This is a genomic window from Arthrobacter subterraneus (assembly GCF_900099735.1).
GTDB lineage: Bacteria > Actinomycetota > Actinomycetes > Actinomycetales > Micrococcaceae > Arthrobacter_D > Arthrobacter_D subterraneus.
Window position 1 is genome coordinate 72,064 of sequence record NZ_FNDT01000004.1, and the last position, 17,030, is coordinate 89,093.

Genomic DNA, 17,030 nt, shown 5'->3' on the forward strand with positions numbered 1-17,030 from the left:
CTCTCACCCCTGAGGGTCCGGCGCATGTCAGCTGACCCGGGCCACCGCACGGTGTCGGTACAACCACCAGAGGCCCAGCACCGGAAGAATCAGGGGAACAAACCCGTACCCACGCCCATACACGGACCACACCGTGTCGGCCGGAAAAAGCACCGGGTCAACAATGCTGAGCGTACCCACGGCGAGGACACCGATGAACTCCAGGCCCACAGCAGCGAAGGACAACCAGAACCAACGCGGACCTGATCGGCTCAGCGAGACGGTGGCGAAAACGTACACCAGGGCAGCGATCGCCGTCAGTGTGTAGGCCAGTGGAGCCTCAGAAAACTTGGTGGCAATCTGGAATACGGCGCGGGCGGTCGCTGCCAGGGCGAATACTCCATAGACGGCGATCAGCAAGCGTCCGGGTCCCCGGCTGAGAGCCTCGGCAACCCCGGAACCGTCCACTTCCCGTGCTGTCCTGCCGGCTTCGGATCTCCGGGTCATGCCGGAACCACCCCGTGCCAGATCTGCTCCATGCGGAACAGCATCACGAAAATGGTCGCGCCCACGGCGCCCAGCACCAGATTGCTCCACCGGGAACGCTCAAGGATTGCCCACCAGAAGGCACCTACCGGAATCAGCAGGGCCGTCAGCAGGTACCCCCAGAACTCCCAGACCTCGCCGGCCACCGGATCCCCGCCGGCCTGCCGGATGATCCCGGCCACCAGATATACCAGGAGGAAAAGCTCCACGGCCGCCACCGCGAGGATGGTCACGTCGTTGGGAGGCTGCCGAAGAATCGCAGCACCAACGCACAACACAGTCGAGACAAGGCACACCACGGTGCCGGCCACAAAGAAACCGTCGACCACCATCAGCTGGCGGCCTCCCCCGGGGCGAAGACCAGGGCCGGTTTCGCCTCCTCGCCCCGCTGTTCCAGCAGCGCGATGAGCTCGCCGGTGGGAGCGAACGCCGCCACCGGCCGAAGCCCGTAACCTGAGGACGCGGTGTCACCGGCAGCATCATGGCGGATCCTGCGGCCGTGTGAGAGGTCCTGCGCTTCGGAAGCTGTCAGTTCACGAACCGGGAACAGTGCACGGGCGGCCTCATCAATTCCGAGGACGCGGAGATCCTGCGCGAGTTCCTCCAGTGTGGCCGCCTGGTCCAGGGTGTACGGACCCACCTCCGTGCGGCGAAGTGCCGTGAGGTGCCCGCCGACGCCGAGGGCTGCGCCGAGGTCCCGGGCCAGTGCCCTGATGTAGGTACCGGAACTGCACCGGACGGTGACGTCGAGATCCTGGATGGCTCCCCCGTCCTGGCGCCGGATATCGGTGATGTCGAAGCTGTGCACCGTGACGGGGCGGGCCTGAAGGACCACGTCCTCACCGGAGCGCACACGGTTATAGGCCCGCTGACCGTTCACCTTGATGGCGCTCACGCTGCTGGGGACCTGCGAAATCTCGCCGGTGAGTCCGGTAACCGCGGCCCGGATCGCATCGGCCGGGATGCTGCCGGCCGGGGTTGAGGCAGTCACGTCTCCCTCGGCGTCGTCTGTGATGGTGGACTGTCCGAGGCGGATCGTGGCCGTATAGGTCTTCGGCGTACCCACAATGTAGGTCAGGAGGCGGGTTGCGCGGTTGATTCCGACGACGAGGACGCCGGTGGCCATGGGATCGAGCGTGCCGGCATGCCCCACCTTCCGGGTGCCTGCCAGCCGCCGCATCCTGCCCACCACGTCATGGCTGGTCCAGCCCTGCGGCTTGTCCACTATTACCAGTCCAGAGTGGACCTGCCCGGAATTCACGCCTCCCAGTATAGGTGTCGGGAACGGGCCCTCCTCACCGCTACTATGCCCGTATGCCGTCCATCGCGAAGCACATTGAACAGCTGCCCTCCAACCAGATCCGGGAGATCACCCAGGCTGCGTGGGCCACCCCTGATGCGATTGTGCTCAGCATCGGCGAGCCGGGTTTTCCTGTTCCGCGCCACATCCTCGAAGCCGGCATGGCAGCGCTGGACCGGGACGAGACCAATTACACCCCCAACGAAGGCATTGCGGCCCTCCGGCGCAGTTTCGCCACGCGGTTCGGCAGCAGGAACGGGATGGACCTCGACCCCGCCCGGGTCTACGTCACCGCCGGCGCACAGCAGGGCCTGCACCTCGCCATGAGCATGCTGCTCAATGCCGGTGACGAGGTCCTAATTCCTAACCCCGGCTACCCGACCTTCACCATGACCGCCCAGCTGGTTCACGCCCGGCCGGTGAGCTATCCGCTCCGGCCGGACAACGGATTCCAGCCGCGGATCAGCGATCTGGAGGATCTGGTGGGACCGCGCACCAGGCTCCTCGTCGTGAACTCACCGTCCAATCCCCTGGGTGCGGTCTTCAGTGAACAGCTCACCCGTGAGCTGATGGAGTTCGCCGAACGCCACGACCTGTGGATCCTGTCGGACGAGTGCTATGAGGCGTTCACCTATGGGGTGCCCCACGTCAGTCCGGCCCGCTTCGACGCCGACCCCCAACGGGTGGTGACCTCACTGACCCTGTCGAAGACCTTCGGCCTCACCGGCCTGCGGGTCGGCGCCCTGGTGATGCCCGACGGTCTTGGCACGGAATTCAATGCCGTGATGGAGTCAATCGTGTCCTGTGTGGGGGCGTCACCGCAGTATGCGGCTGTCGCGGCGCTGACGGGGCCCACGGACTACATCGAGACGGCAGCGCGTCACTACCGTTCCAACCGGGACGCTGCGACGGCGGTGCTCTCCTCGCTCAATATCGACTACCTGGATGCGCAGGGCGCGTTCTATCTGTGGGCCGATCTGTCCCATGCCACCGGCGGAGATGTGCGTGCCTGGGCCCACAGGTTCCTTGCTGAGGAGGGGGTGGCGGTGGCGCCCGGGACCGCGTTCGGCTCCAACGGCGAAGGGTGGATCCGGATTGCGCTCTGCACAGACAGCGAAAGCCTGCTCACCGGAGTGGGCAGGCTTCCGAAACGCTGACGCTCAAACCTTCGACACTTACAGGGAGTCTTCGTCCCTGGTGTCTTCCTCGCCCGGCTTCCGGTAGGGGTCAGCCTCGCCGGCGAAGGCGGCCTTGCGTGCAAGCTCGGCAACCTCCGCGTCGCGTTCCTTCGCTGTGCGGAGCAGTTCCTCAAGGTGGTTTGCGTTGACCGGAATCTCGTCCGGCACAAACTCGAGGGTGGGGGTCAGGCGTGCCGTGATGTTCCGGCCCACCTCGGCCCGGAGGACTCCCCTCGCGGATTCAAGAGCGCGGTGTACCGCGTCCTGCTCCTCGGACTCGCCGAAGACCGTGTAATAGATGGTGGCATGCTGCAGGTCATTGGTGACCCGTGCATCGGTGACCGTGACCGCTTCCAGCCGTGGGTCCTTGACCCGGCGGCGGAGGGCTTCGGCGACAATCACCTTGATGCGCTGGGCCATGCGTGCAGCGCGTGCGGCGTCTGCCATGGCAACTCCTTACTTCCTCCCGAACGGGAGCTAAAGACTACGACGACGGCGGCATCCGCCGCTGTGCCGGTACGGGCAGGGGCTGGGCCGCCGCCTTGCGGCAGCGGCCCAGCCCGGTTCGACCCTAGACGCGGGGCTTTTCCCGCATCTCGAAGGTCTCGATGATGTCGCCTTCCTTGACGTCATTGAACGAACCGAGGCCGATACCGCACTCGAAGTCGGTACGGACTTCGGTGGCGTCGTCCTTGAAGCGCTTGAGCGAGTCCACGGAGAGGTTCTCTCCGATGACCTTGCCGTCGCGCAGGACGCGGGCCTTCGTGTTGCGTCGGATGATGCCCGAGCGGACGATCGAACCGGCGATGTTGCCGAACTTGGAGGAACGGAACACCTCGCGGACCTCTGCGGTACCGAGCTGCACCTCCTCGTACTCCGGCTTGAGCATGCCCTTGAGTGCCAGCTCAATGTCATCAATCGCGGCGTAGATGACCGAGTAGAAGCGCATGTCCACGCCTTCACGCTCGGCGAGGTCCGCCACGCGCTCCGCCGGCTTGACGTTGAAGCCGATGATGATGGCGCTGTCGACCGTGGCCAGGTTGACGTCATTCTGCGTGATGGCACCGACGCCGCGGTGGATAACGCGCAGCTGCACGCCCTCCCCGACATCGATCTTGAGCAGCGAGTCTTCCAGTGCCTCGACGGCACCCGACACGTCACCCTTGAGGATGAGGTTGAGGGTGTCGACCTTGCCCTCGGCGACGGCCTGGTCGAAGTCTTCCAGGCTGACGCGCTTGCGGCGCTTGGCGAGGGCCGCGTTGCGGTCGGCGGCTTCGCGCTTCTCGGCAATCTGGCGTGCGGTGCGCTCATCGTCGGTGACAAAGAACGTGTCGCCGGCGCGGGGCACGTTGGACAACCCGAGCACCTGGACCGGACGTGACGGCTCGGCCTGGGTGACCACGTCGCCGTTCTCGTCGAACATGGCGCGGACGCGGCCGTGAGCCGTGCCGGCCACGATGGTGTCGCCCACGTTCAGCGTTCCCGACTGGACCAGCACGGTCGCAACCGCACCGCGGCCCTTGTCGAGGTTCGCTTCGATGGCAATACCGCGGGCGTCCTTGTTGGGGTTGGCCCGCATGTCCAGCGCCGCGTCGGCGGTGAGCAGGACGGCCTCGAGGAGGTCGTCGATGCCCATGCCCTGGAGCGCGGAGACATGGACAAACATGGTGTCGCCGCCGTATTCCTCAGGCACGAGTCCGTATTCGGTGAGCTGACCCTTGACCTTGTCCGGGTTGGCGCCTTCCTTGTCCATCTTGTTGACGGCCACGACAATCGGCACGTTGGCCGCCTGTGCGTGGTTCAACGCCTCAACGGTCTGCGGCATGACGCCGTCATCCGCAGCGACAACGAGTACCGCGATATCCGTGACCTTCGCACCACGGGCACGCATGGCGGTGAACGCCTCGTGACCGGGGGTGTCAATGAAGGTGATGGCACGCTGGGTGTCCTCGTGGACGTGCTGGATCTGGTACGCACCGATGTGCTGGGTGATACCACCATGCTCGCCCTCGACAACCTTGGTATTGCGGACCGCGTCAAGCAGTCGCGTCTTACCGTGGTCAACGTGGCCCATGACCGTGACTACCGGCGGGCGGGCTTCGAGTTCCTCGTCGCCTTCGGCCTCCAGTTCGGCATCGAAGTCGATGTCGAAGCTGCTGAGGAGCTCGCGCTCCTCGTCCTCCGGCGAGACGACCTGGATCTTGTAGCCCAGCTCGGTACCCAGCACCTCGAAGGTGTCCTCGTCCAGCGACTGGGTGGCCGTTGCCATCTCACCGAGGTGGAACAGCACGGTCACCAGTGCGGCGGGGTTCGCCTCGATCTTGTCGGCAAAGTCCGTGATCGAAGAACCACGGCGCAACCGGACAACGGTGTTGCCGTCGCCGCGGGGGACGCTGACGCCGCCCAGCGACGGAGCCGACATCTGCTCAAGTTCCTGCCGCTTTGCACGCTTCGACTTGCGCTGCTTTCCGCGGCCTGCTCCACCCTTGCCGAAGGCGCCGGCTGTGCCGCCGCGACCGCGACCGCCCTTGCCGAAACCGCCGCCGACCGGGGCTCCTCCGCCTGCACCGGGTGCTCCACCGGGACCCCGGCGGGGGCCGCCGCCGGCAGCTCCGCCACGGCCCGGCGCAGCGGGACGTTCAGTGCGGTTGGGCATCATGCCCGGAGTAGGACGTGCACCACCGGCACCGCCAGCGCCGCCGGGACGCGGTGCGCCTGGTCGGGGCGCTCCCGGACGGGGGCCACCCGAACCGGCTGCGGGGCGGGGGCCGCCTGCACCGGCGGCGGGACGGGCTCCACGGTCGTCATCGCGGCGTCCACCCGGCCGGGGCATGCCCTGCGAGGTGGCGAACGGGTTGTTACCCGGGCGGGGACCGCCGGAGCGGTCGCCGTCGCCGCCGCGACCGGACCGGGGCATGCCCTGGGAGGTCGCGAAGGGGTTGTTGCCTGGGCGGGGCGAACCGGTCCGGTCGCCGGGGCGGGCCGCTCCGGGACGTGCAGCGGACGGACGCGCAGCTGCGGGCTTCGGGCCCGGCTTGCGGTCGGACGCTGCGTCGGAACCGGAACCGGACTCGGTGCCCGTTCCGGTGTCTGTCTCGGCCTTGGGCGGCTCCGGTGCGGAGAACGCCGGGGCTGCCGGTGCCTGCTCGCGGGGAGCTTCGGGGGCCGGCGCTGCCGGCTTTTCCGGAGCGGGGGCCGGTGCGGCAGGGGCCGGACGCGGCGTTGCCGCCTTCGGTCCGGGCTGCGCGCCGCGGGCCGGCGCCGGAGGTGCTGATGCCGGTGCCTTGGCTGCTGCCGGGGCATCGGGGAAAGCGCCGCGAAGTTTCTTCACGACGGGCGCTTCAATGGTCGAGGATGCCGACCGGACGAATTCGCCCAGTTCCTGCAGCTTTGCTACTGCATCCTTCGAGGTGATTCCGAGCTCTTTGGCGAGCTCGTGTACGCGGACCTTGGCCACATTTCTCCTGTCTCGGTCCGCACCGAGTCAGGAGCGAACCGTCTAATTCCTACTGCAGACCCCAGCCGCCGAAGCAGCTGACGCGCCGATTGCAGAGCTCAACAGATTGTTCATCGTTGGGCACTCATCGCTGGGTACTCATCGGGTTTCCATCAGTTTTCTGACCCGCTTTCAGGGAGGACGGTGTTCATGCAGGAGGTTCCGATGTCGAAACTTCCTGAAGCGTGTGCAGCCAGTGCTCAACGCCCCGCGTATCCACTGCGCCCCGAAAGGCACGGTTGAACGCTTTGCGTTTGAGCGCAAGCTCCACACAGGACGGCCGGGGGTGCAACCAGGCACCCCTGCCCATTAGCCGACGGCGGAGATCCACCTCAGCGACGCTGACGCCGCCGTGGTTGACCGCTGACCATCGGACCAGGTTGGCTTGATCATCACGGCCTCGACAACCGATGCAGGTTCGAACCGGTTGGTGGCGTAACGACATAAGCCCTATCCATTCTAGCGCCATGCAGGTCGATATGGTGCATTGACCGATTACCGGGCAGCATGCCCGCTGTTTCAGGCCCCCGCCGCATCCGATGCGATATCGATCCGCCAACCGGTCAGCTTGGCGGCAAGCCGTGCGTTCTGGCCTTCCTTGCCGATGGCGAGGGACAACTGGTAGTCCGGGACGACCACCCGTGCGCTGCGGGTCTTCTCATCGGTGATGGTGACCGACGACACCCGCGAGGGCGACAGCGAGCTGGCAATGAAGGTTGCCGGATCATCGCTGTAGTCCACGATGTCGATTTTTTCGTCGTTCAGCTCGTTCATGACCGCGCGCACCCGCGAACCCATCTCACCGATGCACGCGCCCTTCGCATTCACGCCGGGGACGTGGGCCACCACTGCGATCTTGGTGCGATGACCGGCTTCCCGCGCGAGGGCAACGATCTCGACGCTCTTGTCGGCGATCTCGGGAACCTCCAGCTCAAAAAGCTTCCGCACGAGGCCGGGGTGTGAACGCGACAGGGTGATCGACGGACCCTTCATCCCACGGTGCACATCCACCACGTAGGCGCGCAGGCGTGTTCCGTGCAGATACTTCTCACCGGGAACCTGTTCCGGCGGCGGCAGCAGTGCTTCGACCGAACCGAGGTTCACCTGGATCATGTGGGGGTTGTTGCCCTGCTGGATCATCCCGGCGACCAGCTCGCCCTCCTTGCCGCGAAATTCACCGAGGATGTTGTCGTCCTCGGCGTCGCGCAGGCGCTGGAGGATGATCTGGCGTGCGGTGCTTGCTGCGATTCTGCCGAAACCGGTAGGGGTGTCGTCGTACTCCCCCACGGCCACGCCGTCGTCGTCCAGTTCCGTTGCCCAGATGGTGACGTGGCCGGTTCGCCGGTCAAGTTCCGCCCGGGCCGTTTCCTGCGCACCGGCAGTCTTGTGGTAGGCAACCAGCAGTGCCTGTTCGATCGTCGGGATCAGCAGATCCAGGGGGATCTCGCGTTCACGTTCAAGTAGCCGCAGAGCGCTCATATCTATGTCCATTGGGGCCTCCTCAGCAACCAGCGGTGTAATCAGTCATTGTCGCCACCGGCATCCTCGGCATCAGCGTGGGCGAATTCAACCTGGACGGTACCCTTGCGGATCCTGTCATAGGGAATCTCCCGGTCTTCGCCGAACTTCGGCTTGGTGCCCTTCCTGACGGCAACCAGCGGTGTCAGGGTAACGGATGAGTCCGTGGCGTCCGTCAGCCGGCCCTGAAGCTCCTCACCGTCGAGGAGCCTCACGGCAACCAGCCTGCCGACATTCTTCCGCCAGTGGCGGGGCTGGGTCAGGGGGCGCGACACACCGGGAGAGGAAACCTCCAGGTTATAGGGACGCCCGTCATCTCCCGGGTCATTGTCGAGGGCATTGGAAACGCTCTGCGAGACCTCGAAAATCAGGTCCAGGCTCAGCCCCTCCGGGCCGCCCTCCGGCAGGTCCACAACAACGTGCAGCGTCCGGTGACCGCCGATGATCCGGACCTCCACGTCTTCGAGGATGAGCGAGTGCTGCTCCACGGTGGGACGCAGGAATTCCCGAAGCCGCTCAGCTTCGGCTGCCGCGTCCCGGTGCGCGGGAGCCGCGTTCCGGCGGTGTGCGCCAGTGGTGGTTTGCTTGCCGGACCGAACCGCCATTGCCGCCTCCCGCTCGATGATCTTGTAGCTCCTACCCTAACGACTTTATGACAGCTCAGTGAATGGCACACGGAACCCTTCTGCGCATGGCATGATGATCGGTTGTGATGCAAGCGAAGGACCGTTCCGCCTCCACCGGCAGCGGCCTCGGTGGAGCAGCCCGGCATGCCCTTAGGACGTTCACCCTTCTGCTTGTGCTTCTGCTTGTGGCGTCCATCGGCCTGGTCATCGGCACAGGGTCTGACGAAGCCGAACCGAGTGCCACGGAGCTCGCCCTGGCAGAGGGATCCGCCGCCGCGCAGGCCCTCGCGGACACAGCAGCGACCCTCGAAGAAGCGTCGGCATCCGCCGACGCCGGGCCTTATGGCGCTTTGTCGGAGATGCTCCATCTGCACGCTGCTGCCCTGCGTCCGCCCGGAGAGACCACTGCCGCCCCATCCCCGATCTTCTCGGCTGCCGAACCCACAGCACCCGCGTCCCCGGCCACGGCCGGCCCCCCGGCGCCGGCGGACTTCCTCGCCGACCTGGAGGATTCCTACACCGCTGCTTTCGAGGCAGCGACTATTGCGGACCCCGGTCCCGCGCGCGTCCTCGCCTCGGCGGCAACGGCCCAATGGCTGTACAGCCGCACCCTCGCCCCTGCCGGGGATGCAGCAGTTCCTGCGATCCCCGTTCCGGAGGTCCGGTACGACGACGGCGCCCCCGATTGCGCGGCGGGCACCACCCTGGAACCTGCACCGGGTATGGACGGCGTCCGTACGGCAGTGCTGGCCGAACAGCGCGCGTCCTACGCATATGAGGTCGCTGCTGCCCGCGCAGCGGATCCCAGGCAGCTCCTGAAGCGGATGGCAGAGCACCGCGCCGCGGAGACCGGTGGCGCAGCCGTACTGGCATATCACTGCGTGGCGGAACCGTTGCCGGCGGCCGGGTATGAGCTGGCGGAGGAATTCGGTTCCGATCCGGACGGCGCCCTGCGGAAGCTTGAGGAGCAGCTCGTCGGCACCTACGCAGACCTGGTGGGTATGAGCGCTCCGGGGCCGGTTCGTGACTGGGCAATCCGGCAGCTGGCGGAAGCGGTGCACTACGTGTCCGGGTTGCCTGCCGCTGGGCCCGGGAGCGCTGCCTTCCCCGCCTTCCCCGGCATCGACCCGAGCGAGTATCCCCGGCTCATGGAGCCGGCGGCTAGTCTTGGCTCGTGGACGCACGCGATATCGAGCTCCCGCTCACCCTGGCCCGGAAGGTGCTGAGCCTCCCGGGAGGCAGGGCCTGGCTGGACGGCTGGGCCGGCATCGCGAACCGCTACCTTGAAGAGTGGGACCTGGCTCTTGACCTCGAACCGGGAGCCGGACCATGGAGCGGGCACTGCGCCGTCGTCCTCCCTGTTGCCTGCGCGGACGGGCGGCCGGGCGCGCTGAAAATCACCGCGCCGCATCCTGAGGCAGCCCCCGAGCCGGATGCCCTGGCCCTGTGGGACGGCAACGGCGCCGTCGAACTCCTGAACAGCTCCCGGGAAGACTTTGTGCTGCTGCTCGAACGGCTCGACGGCGACTCATCGCTGGCGGAGCTTCCGCTGGCCGAAACCACCGGTGTCTGGGGTGCGATTCTGCGCCGGTTGTCGATCACGCCAACCGGGTCGGCCGGGTCCGGGACGTTCTGGAGTTCGCTTCCGTCGGTTGCCGGGCAGGCCGAACAGTGGACCGACACGCTGCCGCTTGAGTGGGAAACCCTCGGCCGGCCCTTTGACCGCTGGTTGCTCGAATATGCGCTCGAGGTGTGCCAGGTGCACGGTGCGGTGGGCAGGCGCCGGAACGACGACGTGCTGGTGCACTCGGACCTTCACTACCTGAACATCCTGCCGGTTCCTGAGCAGCCCCGCCGGTTCGTGGCGATCGATCCCAAGCCTGTCCTGGGGGACGCCGAATTTGCGGTAGCCCCGATGCTCTGGAACCGGATCGGTGAACTCTCACCTGCGGACCCGGCCGCCCATCTGCGGGACCGCTGCACGGACCTGGCGTTGGCGGGCGGGCTGGATCCCATGCTTGCCCGGGACTGGTCGGTGGTCCGGGAAGTGGACAACGCGCTGGAATATCTGCGCGAGGGACTAACCGACGACGCCGCCAGATCGCTCTGGGTGGCCAGCAACCTCCTGCGCAAACCGCTGGCGGACCTTCCGCCGGCCGCCCGGCTGTCTGCGCCCTGAACCGGCGTCAGCAGCCGGTGAACCTCAGGCGCTGACCAGGGCCTGCAGGTGGCCCGCGACGTCGTCCACAGGCACATTCTCGCTGGTGCCCGAAAGGCGGTCCTTGACCTCCACCACCCCATCGGCGAGCCCGCGGCCGACCACGACGATGGTGGGCACACCGATCAGCTCAGCGTCGCCGAACTTGACCCCGGGCGAGACCTTCTGCCGGTCGTCATACAGGACGGTCAGTCCCCTGCCCTCCAGCTCACCCGCAAGCTGCTCTGCGGCCGCGAAGATTTCCTCGCCCTTGCCCGTCGCCACCAGGTGAATATCGGCGGGCGCAACATTGCGCGGCCAGAGGATTCCCTTGTCATCGCGGTTGGATTCCACCAGCGCGGCAACCGCGCGCGTGACGCCGACGCCGTAGGAGCCCATGGTCACGGTGGTCAGTTTCCCGTTCTGGTCCAGCACCTTCAGGTGCAGGGCTTCGGCGTATTTGCGTCCGAGCTGGAAGATGTGGCCCATCTCGATTCCACGCCGGGTACGCAGCGGCCCGGAACCATCCGGTGCCTCATCCCCGGCACGCACCTCGACGGACTCGATCACGCCGTCCCAGGTGAAGTCGCGGCCCGCAACCAAGCCGAAGACGTGCTTGCCGCGGACGTTGGCCCCCGTCACCCAGGTGGTGCCGGGAACCACCCGCGGATCGACCAGGAAGGTCAATCGCGTTGACCCCCTGGATCCCAGCACCGCCGTGTCGGCGCTCAGACCCGGCCCGATGTATCCCTTGACCAGTCCCGGGTGCTTCTTGAGGTCTTCATCGGTGGCCGCCTCCACCGACACCTCTCCGCTGACGGACAGGTGGCCGCCGATATTGGCCTCGATCCGCTTCAGGTCCACGTTCCGGTCGCCGGGTACACCGACCACTACGAGCTCGCGTTCCCCGGTGGGCAGGACGGCGACAAGTACAACGTTCTTGAGGGTGTCCGCAGCGGTCCACGCGCGGTCCGTGCGCGGCACGGCAACGTTCGCGTGGTCCACCAGCGTTTCGATGGTGGGGGTGTCCGGTGTGTCGCGGACCTCTGCGGCGGGTGCGTCGTCGTAATCCATGTGGGGAGGGACCACGGTGGTGACCGCTTCCACATTGGCCGCGTATCCGCCGTCGGACACCACAAAGGTGTCCTCGCCGATCTCCGAAGGGTGCAGGAACTCCTCGCTCCGGGATCCCCCCATGGCCCCTGCGGTGGCGGCAACGGGGATGACCTCGAGCCCCAGGCGGGAGAAGATGCGCAGGTACGCCTCGCGGTGCAGCTCGTAGCTGCGTTCAAGGCCGGCATCATCGATGTCGAAGGAGTAGGAGTCCTTCATGATGAACTCGCGGCCGCGCAGCAGGCCGGCGCGGGGACGGGCCTCATCGCGGTACTTGGTCTGGATCTGGTACAGGCTGAGCGGAAGGTCCTTGTAGGAGTTGTAGAGGTCCTTGACCAACAGCGTGAACATTTCCTCGTGGGTCGGTGCGAGGAGATAGTCCGCTTCCTTCCGGTCCTTGAGACGGAAGATCCCTTCGCCGTACTCGGTCCAGCGGTTGGTGGCCTCGTAGGGTTCCTTGGGCAGGAGCGCAGGGAAATGGACCTCCTGCGCGCCGATTGCGTCCATCTCCTCGCGGATGATGGCCTCCACCCTGGCCAGGACCTTCAGGCCCAGCGGCAGCCAGCTGTAGATGCCCGGTGCGGCACGCCGGATGTAACCGGCACGCAGAAGCAGGCGGTGGCTGGCCACCTCAGCTTCGGCGGGATCTTCGCGCAGCGTGCGCAGGAAAAGAGTGGAGAGTCGAAGGACCACGCTTGGAATCCGTTTCTTTGGCACTTTCTGCCGCGGATCACAGGTGCTCGGCGGCAGCAACAACACCTACCAATCTAACCGGTCCGGCGGGCCGGCCGTGACACTCCCGTTCAGAGAACGCTGAGCTCCGCCACCACCAGGTCGGCCAGGCGCGCGGCCCGGGCGATATCGGCCTCGCGGTCGGTGGAAGCTCCCACCAACACGTCGAGGACGGTGCTGCCGACAACCGCGCGGACCGTGACCGATTCCTGGATGGTCCCGGGAACCTGTGCGGTGGTGCGCAGGGCAAGGTCAGCGTCCGCAGCGGTGTCCACCGCAATTTCGGACACGGTGGTGGTGATCTCCTGGCCCGAGACCACGATGGTGTACTCGGTGCACACGTCGAGCTGGGCCCGGATGGCTTCCACTTCCGCCCGTGCCGCCTCCTCCGAGGGGAGGCTGGCCACGGTGATGCTGTCCGGTTGCAGGGACGATTCGCCGGCGAAGGTCATGGCGGCACCGGTGGCCTCGGCGGCGCGGTCTTCCGGCGCGGCTTCGGCGTAGACGTCGCATTCCACGGGCGTCACGTCGATCTCCTCCGCGGAGCGGGCCTTCTCCTGGGCGGCGCGGAACTCGGCGTCGGGAATCACCTGTGCGTTCAGCGCCTCGGCCTCATTGACCGATTCCAGCACCGACCGCAGCTGCTCGGTGGTCAGCTGGGGTCCAGTCCCCTCGGAAGGCCCGGGCGTCGCTGGAGCCGAGGGGGCTGCCGACTCGCTGACCGGAGCCCGCCCCGGAAGGTCATCAGCGGTCGGTCCGCCGGTGCAGCCTGTTACCACCAGGAGAGCGGCAAGCGCGCACACAAAGGACGCAATACTTCTGCCGGCCGGATTCCCGGAACGGCTGATGGTGGGGAGGTCCGGAGGTGTCAAAAGAGCACTGTCGCAAACTCGCCTGCCCTGACAAAACCGACGGTCCGGTACAGAGCCAGGGCGCGCGTATTGAAGGAGTTGACGTAGAGGCTCGCGACGGGAGCAATTTTGAGGGCCTCGTTCACTACCGCTGACATGTAGCCGGCGGCAAGGCCCTGCCCCCGGTAGTCCGGGTTGACCCAGACACCCTGGATCTGTGCGGTGCTGGCCGAAACGGTGCCGAGTTCCGCCTTGAAAATCACCCGGCCGTCGCCGTCGAAATCCACCAGGGAGTGCCGCCGGCGGATCAGGCTTGCTACGCGCCGCCGGTAGTGTTCCCCGCCGCCCGCATACGGCGAGTACCCGACTTCTTCCTCGAACATCGCCGCACAGGCGGGCAGGATCTGCTCCAGCTCGTGCGGTTCGGTGTGCCTGAGGGTAGCGGCCGGAGGGACCGGAGAGGCCTGGCGGATTTCCAGGAGGGGCTGTTCGGCGCGGACGTCAAACGGTTCGGGGCTGAAGGTCCTCAGGGTGGACCAGAGGCCCAGCACGCTCGTGGCCGGTCCGAAGATGGAGGAGAACCGGCGTCCGCTCTCTCCGAGGAGCGCTCCGAGCGCCGCGGCGTCGTCCCCGGTCATGCCGATCGGGACGAGGTTGACGCCGGTCCAGCACGCGGAGGCCATCCGTGAGTCATGGAAGGCGCCGATCACCTCGCCGCCGGAGGACGACGGCGCGGCGGTACCGGAAGCTTCGAGGTGCGCGGCCATGAAGACATTGGCCGTGCTGTCCGAGTTCACCAGGTCCCAGAGTTGGGAGGTGTCTTTCCCGCCGAGGGTTCGAAACTCGACTCCGCCCGCGGACTGCCTAGCGGACGGTAACCACGGGGCTACCCGAGCCAGCAGTTTCGCCATCGGCTTCGCCCATCTCTTCGGCAATCCTCATTGCTTCCTCAATGAGTGTCTCAACAATCTGGTCTTCAGGAACAGTCTTGATGACTTCTCCCTTGACGAAGATCTGGCCCTTTCCGTTGCCGGAGGCCACCCCGAGGTCCGCTTCGCGAGCCTCTCCCGGACCGTTCACCACGCAGCCCATGACGGCGACCCGCAGTGGAACTTCCATCCCCTCCAGGCCTGCGGTCACCTGATCCGCGAGCGTATACACATCCACCTGAGCGCGGCCGCACGAGGGGCAGGAGACGATCTCGAGTTTGCGGGGGCGGAGGTTGAGCGACTGCAGGATCTGGTTGCCGACCTTGATTTCTTCAACCGGAGGGGCTGAGAGTGACACGCGAATGGTGTCGCCGATCCCCTTGGACAGGAGCGCGCCGAAGGCCGTGGCCGACTTGATGGTGCCCTGGAAGGCGGGCCCGGCCTCAGTGACGCCAAGGTGCAGGGGCCAGTCGCCGCGTTCGGCGAGCAGTTCATAGGCACGCACCATGATCACCGGGTCATTGTGCTTGACCGAGATCTTGAAGTCATGGAAATCGTGCTCCTCGAAGAGGGACGCTTCCCAGACAGCTGACTCCACGAGCGCCTCGGGCGTTGCCTTGCCGTACTTTTCCATCAGGCGCGGGTCGAGGGAGCCTGCGTTGACGCCGATTCTGATGGATGTTCCGGCGGCCTTGGCAGCGGCGGCGATTTCCTTCACCTGGTCATCGAACTTCCGGATGTTCCCAGGGTTGACGCGGACTGCAGCGCAACCGGCGTCGATCGCCGCGAAAACATACTTGGGCTGGAAGTGGATGTCCGCGATCACCGGGATCTGCGACTTCCGCGCAATGATGGGCAGCGCTTCGGCGTCGTCGGCCGACGGGCAGGCCACCCGGACAATGTCGCAACCGGAGGCTGTCAGCTCAGCAATCTGCTGCAGGGTGGCGTTGATGTCCGTGGTGGGCGTTGTGGTCATGGACTGCACGCTGATCGGCGAGTCCGAGCCCACGCCCACGGACCCGACCTTGATCTGGCGGGTCTTCCGCCGTGGCGCCAGGGTGGGCGGCGGGGCGGCGGGCATTCCGAGGTTGACCGAGGTCAAGGCTTCCTCCAGGGATAGATTCGTGGCCGGGCGGCACGGTGGGAATTGCTGGTTGCCGCGGTGCGGCTAGCGGTCCGCATGCTCGGCGAGAACCCCGATGACAGGGTTCCACTGCGTTGTCTTGACTGCTGAAATGACTCCTGCGGCAGCGAACGGGTCCTGCTTCAGGAGATCGTTCAATTCAGCTTCATTGTCCGCGACAAAGAGCAGCAGCGCTCCTGCATTGTCTACGAAGGGGCCGGAAGCGAGAACGTTTCCCCGGCTGACGAGCTCGTTCAACCATTCCCGATGTGCTGGGCGGTGCTCATCCCGATCGGCTGCGGATTCGGCACCGTAAACATACTCGACTGCGAAAACACTCATATATCCACCCTACGTGATCAGAGCAGGTAAACGGCTGTGAGGCCCGCTACCGCGCAGGCCCACAGGAGGGACGTCAGGGTACCGATGATGAACCGTTCGGCGGCGGCGGGTGTTTCCTTCAATTCGGCGTAGCGTCCCAGACCCTTGATGGCGACAACGTAGGCGATGGCCACGGGCTCGTTCAGGAGAATCGCTAGCGCAACCGCCGTCCGTTCGAGGATGCCGATGACGAGGCCGCCTCGGAGCACCCCCGGAGTATCCGGTGCCGCCTCATCGAGTGCCGCCCCCGTCTCCGGAGCCGCCTCATCATCGACGGCGAGGGCCTTCTGCTCATCCACCGCACGTGCCAGGCGAAGCACGGCCAGCGTGATGGGTGAGCCGAGGGCGCCTGCCACGACGAGCGCCAGGGCTCCCCAAAGAATCTCCATCAGCGTGTATCCCCGTCTTCCACCTGGTCTGCCAAGTGCAACAATACGTGGGCTGCCGGCCGGGCGGCCCATTCCTCGATCCAGGCGGCACGGAAAACGGCCTTGCTCACCGCCTGCGGGCTGATGTCCAGCGCACGGGCCACCGCGGACTGACTCCCCCGCTGGTGCGGCTCAAGGAGATCGAGGATGCGCCACTCCGCCTCCGACCGGTTCATGACAAAGCGTCCGATGAGCGACAGCACCCCTTCCGCCTCAGCAGCGCCGGATGGACCTTCCACGGCCAGCGGCGCGCGGTCACCGGTTTTCTTGGCGCGCTCGACGGCGGCGCGCGCCGCCACGAATGCACTCCCCCTTCCCTCGCGCGGCGTTGCGGGAAGTGGAAGCTCGACCGTTCCGATCCCGATGCCCACGTACCAGCCCCCGCCGCGCAGGCACCGCAGCGCTGCATCGACAACCTCTTCCGGCGACGCCAGCACGCCCTGTAGCTCGTCACCCACCGAGCGCTCAAAGGGAACTGCTGCGGGCACATCAGCCAGCTGCGCGAGCAGTTCCGGAACGCGGTCAGGCTCATGGGTGCTGTTCCGCTGGTCCACTGTCAGGACGTACATGTTTCAACCTTAGAAGGTTGATTTACAAAGTTCAACCGTTTCTGGCTGAATTATGAAAGTCAAC

18 protein-coding genes are annotated in these 17,030 nt (G+C 66.2%); 3 read left to right on the forward strand and 15 right to left on the reverse strand.

Going from position 1 to position 17,030, the window contains the following annotated elements; genetic code table 11:
- Positions 1-27: 27 nt before the first annotated feature.
- From BLS52_RS06555 to truB, 3 genes are read right to left on the reverse strand one after another with little or no spacing between them, the layout of a single operon-like run.
- The gene (locus tag BLS52_RS06555) at positions 28-486 is read right to left on the reverse strand and encodes a hypothetical protein (RefSeq protein WP_245702730.1); all 459 of its coding nucleotides are present in this window, start codon (positions 484-486) and stop codon (positions 28-30) included.
- Entirely contained in the window at positions 483-857 is a 375-nt protein-coding gene (locus BLS52_RS06560; protein WP_090585314.1) for a hypothetical protein, read from the reverse strand. Before BLS52_RS06560 ends, BLS52_RS06555 begins: the two co-directional genes overlap by 4 nt.
- Positions 857-1,786, reverse strand: coding sequence for a tRNA pseudouridine(55) synthase TruB (truB, locus tag BLS52_RS06565; protein WP_090585316.1), 930 nt, complete (start codon positions 1,784-1,786; stop codon positions 857-859). The genes BLS52_RS06560 and truB overlap by 1 nt, the downstream gene beginning before the upstream one ends.
- A 53-nt stretch (positions 1,787-1,839) precedes the next feature.
- Between truB and BLS52_RS06570 the strand changes: the two genes are divergently transcribed.
- Positions 1,840-2,982 (forward strand): pyridoxal phosphate-dependent aminotransferase, encoded by a 1,143-nt coding sequence (locus tag BLS52_RS06570; protein WP_090585319.1) that lies wholly within the window; start codon positions 1,840-1,842, stop codon positions 2,980-2,982.
- Between the two features lie 18 nt (positions 2,983-3,000).
- Here the strand turns inward: BLS52_RS06570 and rbfA are convergent, their stop codons facing one another.
- The 5 genes from rbfA to BLS52_RS06595 all read right to left on the reverse strand — a co-directional run bounded on the left by rbfA (position 3,001) and on the right by BLS52_RS06595 (position 8,622).
- Positions 3,001-3,450, reverse strand: a complete 450-nt coding sequence (rbfA, locus tag BLS52_RS06575) for a 30S ribosome-binding factor RbfA (protein WP_026545454.1) — start codon at positions 3,448-3,450, stop codon at positions 3,001-3,003.
- A 124-nt stretch (positions 3,451-3,574) separates the two neighbouring features.
- Entirely contained in the window at positions 3,575-6,460 is a 2,886-nt protein-coding gene (gene infB / locus BLS52_RS06580; protein WP_090585321.1) for a translation initiation factor IF-2, read from the reverse strand.
- A gap of 187 nt (positions 6,461-6,647) precedes the next feature.
- Positions 6,648-6,968 (reverse strand): YlxR family protein, encoded by a 321-nt coding sequence (locus BLS52_RS06585; RefSeq protein WP_342707424.1) that lies wholly within the window; start codon positions 6,966-6,968, stop codon positions 6,648-6,650.
- A gap of 50 nt (positions 6,969-7,018) precedes the next feature.
- Positions 7,019-7,990 (reverse strand): transcription termination factor NusA, encoded by a 972-nt coding sequence (nusA, locus tag BLS52_RS06590; RefSeq protein WP_090585325.1) that lies wholly within the window; start codon positions 7,988-7,990, stop codon positions 7,019-7,021.
- 29 nt (positions 7,991-8,019) lie between these two features.
- Complete coding sequence (locus tag BLS52_RS06595; RefSeq protein ID WP_090585327.1) at positions 8,020-8,622, reverse strand: ribosome maturation factor RimP; 603 nt, start codon at positions 8,620-8,622, stop codon at positions 8,020-8,022.
- 107 nt (positions 8,623-8,729) lie between these two features.
- On the opposite strand from BLS52_RS06595, the gene BLS52_RS06600 reads away from it, so the two are divergent.
- Both BLS52_RS06600 and BLS52_RS06605 read left to right on the forward strand, forming a co-directional pair.
- Positions 8,730-9,869 carry a DUF4439 domain-containing protein gene (locus tag BLS52_RS06600; protein WP_090585329.1) on the forward strand — a complete coding sequence of 380 codons (1,140 nt, stop codon included), beginning with the start codon at positions 8,730-8,732 and terminating at the stop codon, positions 9,867-9,869.
- Positions 9,818-10,822, forward strand: a complete 1,005-nt coding sequence (locus BLS52_RS06605; protein ID WP_090585331.1) for an aminoglycoside phosphotransferase family protein — start codon at positions 9,818-9,820, stop codon at positions 10,820-10,822. Before BLS52_RS06600 ends, BLS52_RS06605 begins: the two co-directional genes overlap by 52 nt.
- A gap of 24 nt (positions 10,823-10,846) precedes the next feature.
- Here BLS52_RS06605 and BLS52_RS06610 read toward each other — a convergent pair whose 3' ends face one another.
- The 7 genes from BLS52_RS06610 to BLS52_RS06640 all read right to left on the reverse strand — a co-directional run bounded on the left by BLS52_RS06610 (position 10,847) and on the right by BLS52_RS06640 (position 16,966).
- The gene (locus BLS52_RS06610; RefSeq protein ID WP_090585333.1) at positions 10,847-12,646 is read right to left on the reverse strand and encodes a proline--tRNA ligase; all 1,800 of its coding nucleotides are present in this window, start codon (positions 12,644-12,646) and stop codon (positions 10,847-10,849) included.
- Between the two features lie 110 nt (positions 12,647-12,756).
- Complete coding sequence (locus BLS52_RS06615) at positions 12,757-13,557, reverse strand: sensor domain-containing protein (RefSeq protein ID WP_139186230.1); 801 nt, start codon at positions 13,555-13,557, stop codon at positions 12,757-12,759.
- On the reverse strand, positions 13,554-14,333 hold the full coding sequence (locus BLS52_RS06620) for a GNAT family N-acetyltransferase (RefSeq protein WP_342707425.1): 780 nt from the start codon (positions 14,331-14,333) through the stop codon (positions 13,554-13,556). Before BLS52_RS06620 ends, BLS52_RS06615 begins: the two co-directional genes overlap by 4 nt.
- Positions 14,334-14,400: 67 nt before the next feature.
- On the reverse strand, positions 14,401-15,567 hold the full coding sequence (gene ispG, locus BLS52_RS06625; RefSeq protein ID WP_026545447.1) for a flavodoxin-dependent (E)-4-hydroxy-3-methylbut-2-enyl-diphosphate synthase: 1,167 nt from the start codon (positions 15,565-15,567) through the stop codon (positions 14,401-14,403).
- 66 nt (positions 15,568-15,633) lie between these two features.
- Positions 15,634-15,930 (reverse strand): YciI family protein, encoded by a 297-nt coding sequence (locus BLS52_RS06630; RefSeq protein ID WP_026545446.1) that lies wholly within the window; start codon positions 15,928-15,930, stop codon positions 15,634-15,636.
- A gap of 17 nt (positions 15,931-15,947) precedes the next feature.
- Complete coding sequence (locus BLS52_RS06635) at positions 15,948-16,358, reverse strand: hypothetical protein (RefSeq protein ID WP_090585336.1); 411 nt, start codon at positions 16,356-16,358, stop codon at positions 15,948-15,950.
- Positions 16,358-16,966, reverse strand: a complete 609-nt coding sequence (locus BLS52_RS06640; RefSeq protein ID WP_090585338.1) for a MarR family transcriptional regulator — start codon at positions 16,964-16,966, stop codon at positions 16,358-16,360. Before BLS52_RS06640 ends, BLS52_RS06635 begins: the two co-directional genes overlap by 1 nt.
- Positions 16,967-17,030: the final 64 nt, after the last annotated feature.